The organism is Pseudomonas sp. 14P_8.1_Bac3 (assembly GCF_025466085.1).
Taxonomy (GTDB): domain Bacteria; phylum Pseudomonadota; class Gammaproteobacteria; order Pseudomonadales; family Pseudomonadaceae; genus Aquipseudomonas.
Genome location: NZ_JANLOD010000048.1, coordinates 1 through 13888, shown reverse-complemented (window position 1 = coordinate 13888; position 13888 = coordinate 1). Strand labels below are relative to the sequence as shown.

14 protein-coding genes are annotated in these 13888 nt (G+C 59.4%); 4 read left to right on the top strand and 10 right to left on the bottom strand.

Features of this window, described 5'->3' with window-relative positions; translation table 11 throughout:
* The first annotated feature begins 58 nt into the window (after positions 1–58).
* A complete protein-coding gene (locus NTD84_RS12970) occupies positions 59–1915 on the top strand; it encodes a sigma-54-dependent Fis family transcriptional regulator (RefSeq protein ID WP_262165949.1) in 1857 nt (618 codons plus the stop codon).
* Between the two features lie 77 nt (positions 1916–1992).
* On the opposite strand, the gene NTD84_RS12965 is transcribed toward NTD84_RS12970, so the two are convergent.
* From NTD84_RS12965 to NTD84_RS12955, 3 genes are read right to left on the bottom strand one after another with little or no spacing between them, the layout of a single operon-like run.
* Positions 1993–2568: a cysteine hydrolase family protein gene (locus NTD84_RS12965; RefSeq protein WP_262165948.1), complete on the bottom strand. Its 576-nt coding sequence runs from the start codon at positions 2566–2568 to the stop codon at positions 1993–1995.
* A gap of 22 nt (positions 2569–2590) precedes the next feature.
* Positions 2591–3322: an SDR family NAD(P)-dependent oxidoreductase gene (locus tag NTD84_RS12960; protein WP_262165945.1), complete on the bottom strand. Its 732-nt coding sequence runs from the start codon at positions 3320–3322 to the stop codon at positions 2591–2593.
* Positions 3319–4773, bottom strand: a complete 1455-nt coding sequence (locus NTD84_RS12955; RefSeq protein WP_262165942.1) for an FAD-dependent oxidoreductase — start codon at positions 4771–4773, stop codon at positions 3319–3321. The genes NTD84_RS12960 and NTD84_RS12955 overlap by 4 nt, the downstream gene beginning before the upstream one ends.
* 97 nt (positions 4774–4870) lie before the next feature.
* Here NTD84_RS12955 and NTD84_RS12950 point away from each other — a divergent pair, with 97 nt between their 5' ends.
* Positions 4871–5821: a LysR family transcriptional regulator gene (locus NTD84_RS12950; protein WP_262165938.1), complete on the top strand. Its 951-nt coding sequence runs from the start codon at positions 4871–4873 to the stop codon at positions 5819–5821.
* A 67-nt stretch (positions 5822–5888) separates the two neighbouring features.
* Here the strand turns inward: NTD84_RS12950 and NTD84_RS12945 are convergent, their stop codons facing one another.
* From NTD84_RS12945 to NTD84_RS12930, 4 genes are read right to left on the bottom strand one after another with little or no spacing between them, the layout of a single operon-like run.
* A complete protein-coding gene (locus NTD84_RS12945; protein ID WP_262165937.1) occupies positions 5889–6848 on the bottom strand; it encodes an electron transfer flavoprotein subunit alpha/FixB family protein in 960 nt (319 codons plus the stop codon).
* Positions 6845–7633: an electron transfer flavoprotein subunit beta/FixA family protein gene (locus NTD84_RS12940; protein ID WP_262165936.1), complete on the bottom strand. Its 789-nt coding sequence runs from the start codon at positions 7631–7633 to the stop codon at positions 6845–6847. Before NTD84_RS12940 ends, NTD84_RS12945 begins: the two co-directional genes overlap by 4 nt.
* A 2-nt stretch (positions 7634–7635) precedes the next feature.
* Positions 7636–9015 (bottom strand): flavocytochrome c, encoded by a 1380-nt coding sequence (locus NTD84_RS12935; protein ID WP_262165935.1) that lies wholly within the window; start codon positions 9013–9015, stop codon positions 7636–7638.
* Complete coding sequence (locus NTD84_RS12930; protein ID WP_262165934.1) at positions 9012–9836, bottom strand: aspartate/glutamate racemase family protein; 825 nt, start codon at positions 9834–9836, stop codon at positions 9012–9014. Before NTD84_RS12930 ends, NTD84_RS12935 begins: the two co-directional genes overlap by 4 nt.
* Positions 9837–10182: 346 nt before the next feature.
* Here NTD84_RS12930 and NTD84_RS12925 point away from each other — a divergent pair, with 346 nt between their 5' ends.
* Complete coding sequence (locus tag NTD84_RS12925; RefSeq protein ID WP_262165933.1) at positions 10183–10566, top strand: VOC family protein; 384 nt, start codon at positions 10183–10185, stop codon at positions 10564–10566.
* Between the two features lie 118 nt (positions 10567–10684).
* Here NTD84_RS12925 and NTD84_RS12920 read toward each other — a convergent pair whose 3' ends face one another.
* Positions 10685–10912 (bottom strand): PLD nuclease N-terminal domain-containing protein, encoded by a 228-nt coding sequence (locus tag NTD84_RS12920; protein WP_262165930.1) that lies wholly within the window; start codon positions 10910–10912, stop codon positions 10685–10687.
* A 174-nt stretch (positions 10913–11086) separates the two neighbouring features.
* Here NTD84_RS12920 and NTD84_RS12915 point away from each other — a divergent pair, with 174 nt between their 5' ends.
* On the top strand, positions 11087–11317 hold the full coding sequence (locus tag NTD84_RS12915; RefSeq protein WP_315975566.1) for a DUF6555 family protein: 231 nt from the start codon (positions 11087–11089) through the stop codon (positions 11315–11317).
* An 87-nt stretch (positions 11318–11404) separates the two neighbouring features.
* On the opposite strand, the gene NTD84_RS12910 is transcribed toward NTD84_RS12915, so the two are convergent.
* A complete protein-coding gene (locus tag NTD84_RS12910; protein ID WP_262165925.1) occupies positions 11405–11602 on the bottom strand; it encodes a YbdD/YjiX family protein in 198 nt (65 codons plus the stop codon).
* Between the two features lie 15 nt (positions 11603–11617).
* Complete coding sequence (locus tag NTD84_RS12905; protein ID WP_262165922.1) at positions 11618–13675, bottom strand: carbon starvation CstA family protein; 2058 nt, start codon at positions 13673–13675, stop codon at positions 11618–11620.
* Positions 13676–13888 lie beyond the last annotated feature (213 nt).

The following is a 13888-nucleotide window of genomic DNA, read 5'->3' as shown; positions in this document are numbered from 1 at the left end:
CTGGCATCGGATATTTGCTACTTGCCTTCAATAAGTAACAAAAACATAGGCCCATTTGATGACTATTCCCCCAAACGACGACGTAGCGCCTTTGCAAAAATTGCGTAATCGCAATGGCATTAACATCATCACCGACCTGCGCTTCCCAGACATGCAGGACCTGGTCGACCGGCTGTATTTCAATCCTAAGGAGGGACTGATCTGGCTGGGTGATAAACGCATGATGTTGATGCACGTAGAAGCGTTTGGAGCATTGCGACAGGAGCTGCTGGAAAGCAACGGTGTGGAGTTCACCCGGGGCTTGTTGACCCGTGTCGGCTACATGACGGGTCAGCGTGATGCCGACCTGGCAATCCAGGCTCGCGGCACGGGCAATGAACTGGACATAGCTGCGGCTGGGGGACAGTTGCACGCCTTGTCCGGCATCGTCGAAGTCGCACCCGTGTGCATTGAGTTCGACCACGCGAAGGGCTTCAAATACGGCGAGTTCACCTGGAAGCGTTCCGTCGAAAGTGACGTGCACATCGCCGCCAACGGGGTCAGCACCGACCCTATTTGCTGGATGGAAGTGGGCTATAGCTCAGGCTTCATGAGCCGCTTGATGGGCCGCCGTCTACTGGCCAGGGAAACTCAATGCCAGGGCTGCGGACATGATCTGTGCAGGGTAATCGTCAAGCCAGTCGAAGATTGGGACAACACCGAAGATGACCTCAAATACTTCCAGCCACGGGTAACCGACCATGGCCGGACGCAGCCGGTCAGGATCGTTAAAAACTCCACGGTAAAGGCAGCCCCGTCGCCCTTCGGACTGGAAGAGAGCCAGCCGTTGGCGACCGAACTCGGCCGACCGGTGGGCAGCTCTGCCGCTTACCACATCGCCATGCATAAAATCCTGCGGGTGGCCGGCACCAATGCCACCGTTCTGCTGCTGGGTGAGAGTGGCGTCGGCAAAACGATGTTCGCCCACGAGCTTCATTCCAACAGTCTGCGGGCCAATACGCCGTTCATTGAAATCAACTGTGCAGCGATCCCTGAACAACTGATCGAGTCAGAACTGTTCGGTGTTCAGCGCGGAGCCTATTCGGGTGCGACCGACCCGCGTCCCGGGCGTTTTGAAATTGCCCATGGCGGAACGATCTTCCTCGACGAAGTGGCCACCTTGAGTATGACCGCCCAAGGCAAACTGCTGCGCGTACTGCAAAGCGGTGACCTGGAGCGATTGGGCAGCAACAAGACCATCAAGGTGGATGTGCGGGTCATCGCCGCGACCAACGAAGACCTCGCCACAGCGGTCAAAGCCGGGCGTTTTCGCAGTGACTTGTTTTACCGCTTGAATGTTTTCCCGATCACTATCGCACCCTTGCGCGAACGCAAGGACGACTTGCCACTGTTGCTCGACACGGTCATGCGCAAACTGTGCGCGCTGCACGGCCGGCACCTGACCGGTGTGGCGCCCAGGGCCTTGCAAGTCATTCTGGATTACCACTGGCCAGGCAACATCCGTGAGTTCGAAAACGTCATCGAGCGCGCAATCATCCTCTCGGACGACGGCGATATGCTCGACATTCGTCATCTCTCGGGACTTGATGCCTTGGGGGGACAGCTCGAACGCATCGGCACGGTCAGCTGGGACAGTGGCCCGGCCATCGGCATTCGTATGCCCCACGTCGACTCGCCAAGTGTCGCACTGGCACAACAGGACAACGCAAGCCATGACCAATTGCTCGCCGTGGCGCAACGCACGTTACAGCGCGGTCCGGTACGCCTGAGTCAAATCGAGGAGGTGTATATCGAGGTGGCGATGCAGCTCAGCGAAAATAACATCTCGCGCGCGGCTACGTTGTTGGGGCTAAGCCGTGCGCAACTTGATTATCGGCTGAAAAAAATGTCTTCGGACGAGTCCGGCGTCCAGTGAATGTCGCAGTGACAACAGGTGTGCTTTAAAAGAGGATCAGGGATCGCCAAGCTGGCGATCCCCGCAGGATGTCGCGATCAGTCGAACGCGGCTTCGGAGTTAACGCTGGTGCAAAACCGCGCAATGCTGGCCATGGAATGTTCATGCTCTTGTGCCGATGGCGATGCACAGCAGTCTTCCAGTACCACCACGTCAAAATCACGATCGTGGGCATCTCGTACCGTGGCCTGAACCACCGCCTGAGTACTCACACCACTGCAATAGATGCGCTCGATACCTTCGCGACGCAACAGCACTTCAAGCGAGGTGCCGTAGAACGGTGAGACCCGGTGTTTGACAATGTTCCATTCGTTGGCCAGTGGCGCCAGATCATCATGGACAGCACCACCCCACGCGTCCTTTTTCAAAATGCCATTTCGGGCGATCGGACCGAACACCTGGGAGGCGAGGTTGGCTTCGCGGTGGTCATCGGAAAACGCCACTCGCACATACGCCACCGCAATGCCTTTGCTGCGTGCCTCGGCAATGGCGGTTGCCGTGCGAGCGATCACTTCGCGGCTGCGAACCTGCTCGCCCAGCGGACCTTTGCCACTGGCACCGTCGGGGTGAACCAGATCGTTTTGCATGTCCAGAACCAGATAAATACTTTTCATTATGCTTTTCCCTTGGTTTGTATCAGTCGCACCACAGTGCGCCATTGATATCGAGGATTTCCCCGCTGATAAATCCTGCTTTGTCCGACAGCATGAAACTGACGGCTGCCGCCACTTCTTCGGCGCGCCCCATACGCCCCAACGGGATCAGAGCCCGCAAATTGTCCGGGAAGGCAGTGGTCATTTCAGTGGCGATCGGGCCTGGAGCCACGGCGTTGACCCGAACCCCGGCACTCGCCAACTCCTTGGCCAGGAACAGGGTCATGGTGTGAACTGCCGACTTCGACATGCCATAGGCTATGCCACCGGCGCGCGATTGTTCTTTGGCATCCAGCCAAGGACGAGCATTGCCACCGTTCTTGCCAACCACTGAACCGATATTGACGATACTGCCCAGCTTGCGCTCGGCCATCAGTTGGCCGATCAGCTGACAAGGGATCAATGTCCCTTGCACGTTGACCCGCATGACCCGTTCGAATTCCGAGACCTTGAGCTCCAGCGCGCTGCCGGTGGACAAGACCCCCGCGACATTGACTAGCGCCGTGATGGGTCCCATTTCCTCTTCGATCTGCTCCACCACATCGCGCACGGCGATGCGCGAAGCCACATCGCAAGAATAAAAACGCGTGTTCACGCCCAGCGTCCGAGGCTCGGCCAGGTCCAGCGCCGCGACCTGATAGCCCTCTTTGCCCAACAGTTTGCACACCGCGCTGCCAATCGAACCGCCGGCACCGGTCACTACCGCAACGTTCATTGCGCACCCCGCTGATGCGTCGCGGCCTGCCCCGCCAAACGGCCGAATACCAGGCCCTTGAGGACTGACGTGCCGCCCGCGTAATTACCAAAATACAGGCCCACCGTTTCACCGGCGGCGTAGAGGTTGCCAATCGGATGACCATCGACGTTGATCACCCGGGCGTGCTCATCCACCTTGAGGCCACCGAAGGTGAACACGTTGGCGGAAATAATCGGGTAGGCAAAAAACGGCCCGGCATCCAGCGGCAATGCCCAATTGCTTTTTGCTGGCTGCAGGCCCTCGGTGGCCAAGCCATCAAGCTTCAATGGGGTGTAATTCCCGGAACGACAGGCCGCGTTATAGCGGCTCACGGTGTCTTGCAATGTACTTGGGCAAACACCCAACTTGGCGGCCAGTTCGGCCAGCGTCGCCCCTTCGATCGCGGCTTGGTCGGTGCGGATCGCCAGGCGGTAATTGGGGACGTCCTTGACCTTCTGATCGAGAATCACCCAGGCGATGCCTTCTTCCTGCTGATAAATCTGCCGCGTCACCCGTTCGTACCAGGCATCAACCGTACCCGGTGCTTCGTCGGTAAAACGCACGCCCTGTTTGTTGATGAGGATGCCATAAGGGAAAACGAAAATGGACGGCTCGGATATGCCCGAGCGCGGGTCCACGGGTTCGGCGTGGTAGCTGCCGTAGTCGCCACTGGCCGCAGCGCCGACGTCCAGCGCCATCTGAATACCTTCACCACGGTTGTAATAGGCACCTTTGCACACCGGACGCAGATACACCGAACGTGGCCCGAGGTAGCGGCTGAGCATTTCGGTATTGCCTTCAAAGCCGCCGCTGGCCAACACCACGGCGCCGCGAAAAGTCAGGTCGCCCTGCAGCCGCGACAGTGCCCGAATGCCGAGGACCGTCGCATAACCTTCGGTCAATAATTCACGCCCGGACGTCTCATAGAAAAATTCCGCGCCCAAGGCCTCGGCTTTCGCCGCCAGGGCTTCGACGATGGCCTCGCCGCCGCCGATTGGCAACAACCGCGGCTGGGTACTGGTCAGGAATTGGGTCGGCAGGAAATCAAACTTCACGCCGTTAGTCTTCAACCACTCAATGGTGCCTGGGACCTGTTCGGCAAAGGTGCCGATGACACTGGCATCGACCGAACCCAGCGCACGGGTCTGGGCGGACCAGTCAGCGCGATTGCCCAGGGTTTCGGCGACAAAATCCGGGTCCTGGTAATACCCGGAATGCTCGGCCAGGAAGATGTCGAAATCATCAGTCACTTCCGTATGGCTTTTCATACGCAGATAGGCCTCGGTGAAGCGGCTCTGCCCTCCCCGCTCTTCACGGCTGGCGCGCTCAAGAACCGCCACGCGCAGACCACGTTCAGCGCCCGCCACCGCCGCAGATAAACCGGCAACACCGCAGCCCACCACAATCAGATCGAAGTTTAATTCAGCCATAGCTAGTTCCTCTCTTGGTGGCTGGTACTATAGGAATCGCGGCCCCAGGGTTCGAGTGTGACGCGGCTAATGGGCTATTAGAAAAAGGTGAAAACCGATGGACAGACTCTGGGCAATGCAGGTGTTCGTACGCGTGGTGGAATGCGGCAGTTTCAGCCGCGCCGCCGAGGCTCTGGACATCGCCAATGCCACCGTGACTTCCAGCGTACGCAAGCTGGAGGACTACCTGGGGGTGACATTGTTATCGCGCAACACCCGCTCGTTGCGCTTGACCGATGACGGCGAAGGTTATTTCGAGCAGTGCAATAAAGTGCTGCAGCTGGTCGACGATATGGAAGCTCAGGTTCGTCGGAAGAAAGGTGAGATCAGCGGACAGTTGTGTATCGAGTCGCCGGCGGCGTTCGCCCGTGCGTTGCTGTGCCCGGCGCTGCCGGCGTTCACGGCGCAACACCCTGGCTTGTCTGTGGCCTTGCGCCAGACTGACCATGCTGAAGACTTGATTGCCACGGGCACCGACGTGGCGATTCGCATCGACTCGGTCAATGACTCCGACCTCGTCGCCCGACCGTTGTATCAAGCGCATTACGTGGCCTGCGCCGCACCCGGCCTGCTTGAGCGGATCGGCACACCCGAACTGCCGCAAGACCTTCAGCCTCGGCATTGCCTGGGTATTTTTGGTGCAGGTCGCTACACCGTATCGGACTGGACATTTACCCGCGAGGGCGAGCAACACCAACTGACGCCGCGTGGCGACCTGCACTTCAACAGCACCGACGCGCTGATCCAGGCCGCACTCGCCGAGCAAGGCGTCATCTATGTCCTGGACGTGTTCGTCAATGGGCTGATCCGCAGCGGTGAACTGGTGGAGTTGTTCCCCGACTGGAGCACCGGCAGCCGCAGCTTTTACACGGTGACGCCCAAAGCGCGTTTCATTGCGCCACGCACGCGCGCGTTTGTCGACTTCATCCTGGCCACACTGGATGCCCAGCGTCGCCCGGCTTCGGGAGCGAGCATCGCGATAAAACAAGGGCGACGCGGGCACGTTTAGTCCCCTCGTCAACCCAAAATGCCAGCCGCTTCAGTGGACTGGCACAGGTTCTTCGGTGCTCAGGGCTCTATCGCAACTCATCCAGCAACGCAGGCAGCAGTGCTTCCCAAGGGGCAACGATCCCGAGGTTCGCGACCTTGAAAATGTCCGCATCGGGATCCTGATTAATGGCCACGATACAGCTCTCCAGACTCACCCCGGCCAAATGCTGCAGGGTGCCAGAGATACCCACCGCCACGTAGATATGCGGGCTGACAAACTTGCCCGACACACCTACCTGACGCATCACCGGCACCATGCCTGCATCCACGGCAGGTAGACTGCCGCCGAGCGTTCCTCCCAAGCTCAACGCCAGCTGCTCAAGCAAGGCAAAGCCTTGTTCATTGACCCCTCGTCCACCAGAAACCACCAGCTTGGCGCCCTCCAGAGGCGGCAGGCGTTGGCCGCTTTCACGTTTATCCAGCGTCAGCGCCTTAGGCAAGTGGCCGTGTAACTCGATAGTAAAAATATCGGCGCTGGCTTCAATATTGAACAGCGCACGCCCTGCCCGCAAACAGGCGAACGCAGGACCGCGGTTGACTTGCAGGGAGACGCGCATGCGCCCACCCCACGCTGTACGTTCAGCCAGCAGTGCATCGCCCTCAAATCGCAGCACGACACAACGCCCCACCGCCTGACCATCGAGAGAGTCGGCCAACAGCGCGGCAAGCTCCTCACCTTGCGGGCCGGGAGGCAGCAAGACCAATGGCACCTCGCCGCCAAGCCGAGGAATCGCCCGCAGGGCTTCGGCGACCGCCGCCACCAGAACCTGCGGCTCGTCACATTCACCTAACGCCGCATGCACGGACTGATATACCTGCCTTGCCCCGGCCCGCGTCGCCAACTCAGCATCTTGCGCACTGGACTGACTGCAGATCAGCACCGCCGCAAAACCCTCCCCGGCACTGACCTGTTGAGCTGCACCGAGTGCTGCCTCCAGAGCCTGGGCACCCCAGGCCTGGGGAATGACCGTCAGAACTCTGCTCATGAGTTGACCCCTTGCTCTTTCAACCAGCAGGCCAACGCTTTGGCCTGCTGTCCGACGTCCCCGCTCAATAGCCGACACTGCCCGCTACGAGGTATCACCGGAGCGGCTTGCAGCTGTGACAAGGTCATACCCGCACGTATCGGGGCCGACGCAGCGACATGGGAAAATGTCATGCGTTTGGCCTGCATGACATTTTTCATGAGCGGGTATCGCAGCTTGTTGCGTCGATCATTGGTCACACTCGCCAATAAGGGCTGATCAACCCTGAGCCACTCTTCGCAAGTGCCGCGCTCGCGCATGAGCCACAGCTGCTCGCCTTGCCACCGGCCAGACTGGGCCATGGCAAACTGCGATCTGCCGAGCCGGCGTGCCAGCAATACCGCGATACTGCCTTCATCCAGATCACCCATTTCACGCCCCACCAGCACCAGTTCATGCCCGCCGTAATCGCGCTCAATCAGGCCGGAGATCTGCGCGGCTGTCTGACGGGCATCCCAGGGTTGGAAAGGTTTCAGCTCCAGACATTGCAATGAATCGGGACGAAAAGCCGCGACACTACGCATCAGGTTTTCGCTGTTGGCGCCGTCCAACAGCAACACATCGACCTGCGTTGTGGTGCACGCATCACGCAGTTTCAGTGCGACTTCCAAAGCGGCCTCGTCAAATGGGCTGAGTACACGCCGGGGCGATCCTTGCTCGTCGATCGTTGCCTGGCTACTTAAACTGATGGAGTGCAACGGGAAGCGGATATCCGCTACGCCGGCGAGCAAAACAAGAATCTTCATGTTCAGCCCTCGCTCGCATTGCCCATGAATTCACCGGCCAAGCGTCCGAAGACGGCCGCCTTGCCCAGCGCCGAACCGGTCATGTAGGCGGCACCGTGAAAGCCACCGATGATCTCACCCGCCGCCAGCAACCCCTCGATGGGTTCACCGAATACATCAAGCACGCGCAAACGCGTGTCGACGATTACTCCGCAGTACGTGCCGAATACCGCGGCCGTCGAAGGGTAGGCATAAAACGGCGGACGCTCGATGGTGCGTAATTGGCCGTGATGATGAACCAGATGCTGACGGCCAAACGCTGGTGGCTGGCCCTCACGCACGGCCTTGTTGTAGGCGGCCACTTCGGCCAGCAAGACGTCTTCGGGAACTTCGATCAGGCGCGCCAACTGCTCCAGTGTCTGCGACTCGACGAACAACCCTTCCTCCAGCCGCCTTGTGAAGTCAAGGATACGGACCTGGTTGTCGCCACTGTCCATGATGTCCTGGTCAAGAATCTGATAACCGACCCCAAACGTCTGCTGCATCACCGCATCGCCAAGCAACTTGTAGGACTGCGACTCGTCGACAAAACGTCGCCCGTCCTGATTCACCGCGATGGCGCCTTTGTAAACCGCCAGGCACGCGTGGTGGTTGTGCTCGTCCATCGGGTGTTTGCCGAACGTGCCCTTGATGTAGGGCATATCGCGCACATCCGCGCCCAAGGCCCAAGCCATGCGCAGACCATCCCCTTCATTGCCTTCGCCACCGATGAACACTGCGTTGTCGTACTGGGGGGCAAAGCGATGAATCAACTCGCGGTCCTGAACGAAACCACCGCTGGCCAACAACACCGCGCTGCGAGCCGTGACTTCCTCCTGCTCACCGTTACGCTCGACAACGGCCCCTGCTACGCGGCCACTTGCGTTGCGCAGCAAGCGCCGGGCACGGCTATGCAACCAGACCTCGACATTGTTGGTTGCGAGCGCAGCCAGTTGAAGTTGACGCACCATGTCGGCTGGATCCACGTTGTGCACCCGTGGTACCGACTGCCCTGAGGCGGCTTCGATGACATCGGCAAACACAACCCCGTTGTCCTTGAGCCATTGATAGGTTTCCAATTGGTGGTCTGTGTACAGCTTGACCAAGGTTCCGTCGCATTCACCCTTACCCACATCGACCAGGTCATCAAACAGCAGCTGTGAGGAGTCCTCAATGCCGTGTGAACGTTGCAGATCGGTGCCGGCGAAGGCCAGACAACCTCCGCTCATGGCCGACGAGCCACCGGTTAGCGAGGTTTTTTCCAGCAATACCACCTGCAATCCCGCTTGGGCTGCAGTCAGCGCTGCGCAAAAACCCGCCAGCCCGCCACCGATTACCAGCAGGTCGCATTCGTGATGATTCATACCTGGGCTCCGGATTGTAGAAATCGGGACAAGCCATAAAACGCAAAGACTTCCTGAACCCGATCAGGTGCCGGTTGCGCCGAAAAATAACCGCGATTGCAAGTCTTCGTTCCATTGGCGCGGCGCAAGTCCACCATGGCTTCCGCCTGTTTAACCCATGCACCCAGTGAATCGAGTACGGGCACGCCGTCGACCTCATTAATGCCATGGGTTGCCAGCAACACGTTAAGCGGCGCCTCGCCAGGAATGATCACCTCGGCACCTTGCGCAATCAGACCACGTGCAGCGCTGCGGAAGCTCTGGATAAGATCACCGGGGTCGGTAAAGGCTGCCAGCACGTCGGCAAAGTGGAAGCCGACATGGCGTACCCCGGTCATGCGTGCGGAAAGGCCATGCCGGGAAGCATTTTCAGTGACCTGTTCAGCCAGTTCGTTGATGAAGACCAACACGCCAAAGGTACGACCCAGCATGCACGCAGTGAGCATCGCGGATTCGCCGTAACCCACCACCGGAATATCCAGCAGGCTGCGGGTTTCCTTGAGGGCCGGCTCCGGCAGCGTGCTGATGGCATAGGCATCGAAACCCTGGTTCTGGGCATTGATGCCCGCCGCCATGAACTGAAGCCCATGCAAGTATTGAAGTGACGAGTACTTGATGTCATCGCCGGGATAGTGGTTGCGGTATGTGCCTGGAAGCATCCCATGCATATGGATTTCCGTACCGGGACGGGCAACCTTGCGAAAATGTGCGCGCAACGCTTCGTCGTAAGCGCCCAAATCGCTAAGCACGGTGAAACTTTGATGCCAGATACGAATGCTCATAAGCGTCCTCATTCAACAGCCAGGGCCGGGTGCGCAGGCCTCACGGCCAAATCATTCAGCCACCACGGCGAAATTTGATGAGGAATTATTAGCGGAGGGTGAAGGACTGAGTAGGCGCTGGCGTTGAACGGGCCTTTCAAAAAAGCTGCAAGATCGGAAGTCACTACGCCCAGTTTCCGAACAACAGCGGCTATCCGTTGCCCGAATAAGTACGCCGAGATTTCTATGCGTTCGTTACATGGCATTGATGCAGATACATCACTGTAATTTCGGCGGGCCAGCGCACATTCTTTGGGACGGGCCTACGCAAGCTCACCTCATCCCAACCCATAAGAGAGATAAAAAAATGAGTGTGTTTACCCACGTGACTGTCGGCACCAATGACCTGGACAGAGCCCGCCGTTTCTACGACGACGTTCTGGGTACGCTGGGTCAGAAACGTCTCGCTGATCTTGAAAACAATGGCTCAATCTGGGGCGAGAACGCGCCGTCTTTTTTCGTTCTGAAACCGGCTAACGGCGCGCCGGCCAGTGTCGGCAACGGCGTCACCATCAGTTTCGAGGCGCCAACGCGGGCAGCAATCGACGCCTTCCATGCCGCAGCATTGGCCGCTGGCGGTTCGTGTGAAGGCCTTCCAGGACCACGTGGCTGGGCACCCAACGCCTACGCTGCGTATGCCCGGGATCTGGACGGTAACAAGCTGGCGGCCTATTGCTTCAAACCCGCTTAAACCGGTCAGAGGTCGGGCCGGCCTCGCGCATGCGTTCATTTCCCTTTTTTCACGCGCACTGCCCGGCAAGACAAAGCCCCGTTTATTCGGGGCTTTTTCTTGCCGGGATTGAAAACGCTCAGCCTTTGCTGTGCTCCGGCGACGTCGGCCCCTCCTTGATGCCCCGCGGGCCGGCGATGCCCCACACGATCAACCCTATCACCGGGAACACGATCAACCCGATCGCCCACGCCGCCTTGACCCCGACGGCTTTATCGCTGCGAAACACGCTGACAATCGCCCACAGGTCGACGAGCAGGATGATCACCGCAACGACAATCATGAAATAACTGGCTGCTTCAGTCATGGCCGCGCCCTCTTGATGGATAAGCGTTAGGCAGAGCGGTTGGGAGGGGGTTCAAAGTATCTGCGAAGGCGCTCGCCGACGCAGAAAAGGCCTCCGCGCGGCAGGAAGACCGAAAAAGAAAGGGAACTGGCACTAAGCCACTAATGTCCGAGCCGCATCCCCCGGAGAATTTGGATGATGCGCTCTCGGCATTTTGAAATTACCTACTGCTTGAACGAGTCTCGACGACTGTTTGTCCAGCCGGACTCGCACATGACCGATGAAGATGCGTGGTATTACGCGTGTCTGCATTCGGGCGTGGGGCTTTTGTATGGGGAAGAAAACGTCGAGGACGATCACGCCAGGTTGCTCGATCACGCTAAAAAGGCTGGTTTGACGGATGTCAGGTGGGAGGAATTGCCGTGAGCCCTGCCGTGATGCCTTTGCTACAAAAAAACGCCGCTCAATGAGCGGCGTTTTTGTAGGTGTCACCTAGTGCTGTGTTGCGGTGTTTCAGCAACACTTCGGCCCGGCCTTGCTGCCGTATCGGGCTTCCTGGCGCTCGCGGAAGAACGCCTCGTAGTCCATCAAGGGCTTGTCCGGGTGCTTGGCCTGCATGTGCTCGACGTAGTTGTCGTAGTCGGGCATGCCGACCATCAGGCGCGCGGCCTGACCGAGGTATTTACCGAGGCGACTCAGGTCATTGAACATGCTGCTAACCCTCTATCAAGCTTGCGGGACGGCCTGGAATGGCGCTTCTTTATCCGTGCGTTCCTTGGTTCCCCAGGCGGCAATGCCGACCTTGAGGGCGAAGAACAGGATGCTGAACACCACCAGCAGGAACAGCGCCGTCAGCGTGGCGTTGGTGTAGGCGTTGTAGATCACGTGCTGCATCTGCTCGATGCTCTTGGCCGGCGCGAGCACTTGACCGTTGGCCAGGGCATCACTGTATTTCTTCGCCAGCGCGAGGAAACCGATTGCCGGGTTGGCGTCGAACAGCTTGATGAAACCGGCCGTGGTGGTGCAGATCAGCAGCCAGACCGCTGGCAGCATGGTCACCCAGACGTAGCGCTGACGCTTCATCTTGATCAGCACGACGGTCGCCAGCATCAGCGCGATACCCGCCAGCATCTGGTTGGAGATACCGAACAGCGGCCACAAGGTGTTGATGCCACCCAACGGATCGATCACACCTTGATAGAGCAAGTAGCCCCACATCGCCACACAACCGGCAGTGGCGATCAGGTTGGCGGTCCAGGATTCAGTGCGCTTCAGCGCTGGCACGAACGAGCCGAGCAAGTCCTGGAGCATGAAGCGTCCGGCACGGGTGCCCGCGTCGACCGCGGTCAGGATGAACAGCGCTTCGAACAGGATCGCGAAGTGGTACCAGAACGCCATGGTGTTTTCACCCGGCAGGACGTGGTGCAGGATCTGCGCGATACCCACCGCCAACGTCGGCGCACCGCCGGCACGGGCCAGGATGGTGGTTTCACCGATGTCCTTGGCCACCGCTTGCAGCGCCTCCGGGGTGATCAGGAAACCCCAGCTGCTGACGGTCTGCGCCACCGAAACAGCGTCGGCGCCGACAATGGCTGCCGGGCTGTTCATGGCGAAGTACACGCCCGGCTCGATCACCGAGGCGGCGACCATCGCCATGATGGCGACGAAGGATTCCATCAGCATGCCGCCGTAACCGATGTAGCGGGCATGACCTTCGCTGGCGAGCAATTTCGGCGTGGTGCCGGACGCAATCAGCGCGTGGAAACCCGAGACCGCGCCACAGGCGATGGTGATGAACAGGAACGGGAACAGACCGCCCTTCCACACCGGGCCGGTGCCGTCGATGAACTGAGTCAGGGCCGGCATTTTCAATTCGGGCATGGTGATCAGGATGCCGATCGCCAACGCCACGATGGTGCCGATTTTCAGGAACGTCGACAGGTAGTCACGGGGTGCCAGGATCAGCCACACCGGCAACACCGCCGCCACGAAACCGTAGCCAATCAACATCCAGGTAATTTGTACGCCGGTGAAGGTGAACGCTTTGGCCCAGACCGGATCCGCGGCAATCTGCCCGCCGAGCCAGATCGAACCCAGCAGCAACAGCACGCCGACGATGGAAATCTCGCCGATGCGACCCGGGCGGATGTAGCGCATGTAAATGCCCATGAACATCGCGATCGGGATGGTCGCCATGACCGTGAACATGCCCCACGGGCTATCGGCCAACGCTTTGACCACGATCAGCGCCAGCACCGCGAGGATGATGATCATGATCAGGAAGCAGCCAAACAGCGCGATGGTGCCGGGAATACGGCCCATTTCTTCACGGACCATGTCGCCCAGGGAACGACCGTTGCGGCGAGTGGACATGAACAGGACCATGAAGTCCTGAACCGCACCCGCCAACACCACGCCGGCGATCAGCCACAGCGTGCCGGGCAGGTAGCCCATTTGCGCCGCGAGGACTGGACCGACCAGCGGACCCGCACCAGCGATGGCCGCGAAGTGGTGACCGAAGAGCACGTGTTTGTTGGTCGGTACGTAGTCCAGACCGTCGTTGTTGAGCACGGCGGGCGTGGCGCGGTTGGGGTCGAGTTGCATCACCTTGTTGGCGATGAACAAGCTGTAGTAACGGTAAGCAACGAGGTAGATAGCGACGGCTGCGACTACGATCCAAAGGGCGTTGATCGCTTCGCCGCGGCGCAGGGCCACGACACTCAGCGCAAACGCTCCCAGGACAGCCACGGCAAACCAGGCGAGGTGTTTAGCCAGACGGGGCATACAGATTCTCCTGCCGACAGCTCGTGACTGCGGCGGTCATTTTTATAATTGTGTCCGCTGTGCGGAGCGGGCCCAATATCCGCGCATGCCGTCTACAAATAAATCCGCGTTACTACGTACGTGGCACCTACGTAGTTCTACGTAGATACCACGAACCCTGTGGGAGCGGGGGTGGGGGGGGGGGGGGGGGGTGGGGCAACATAGCTTGTGGTT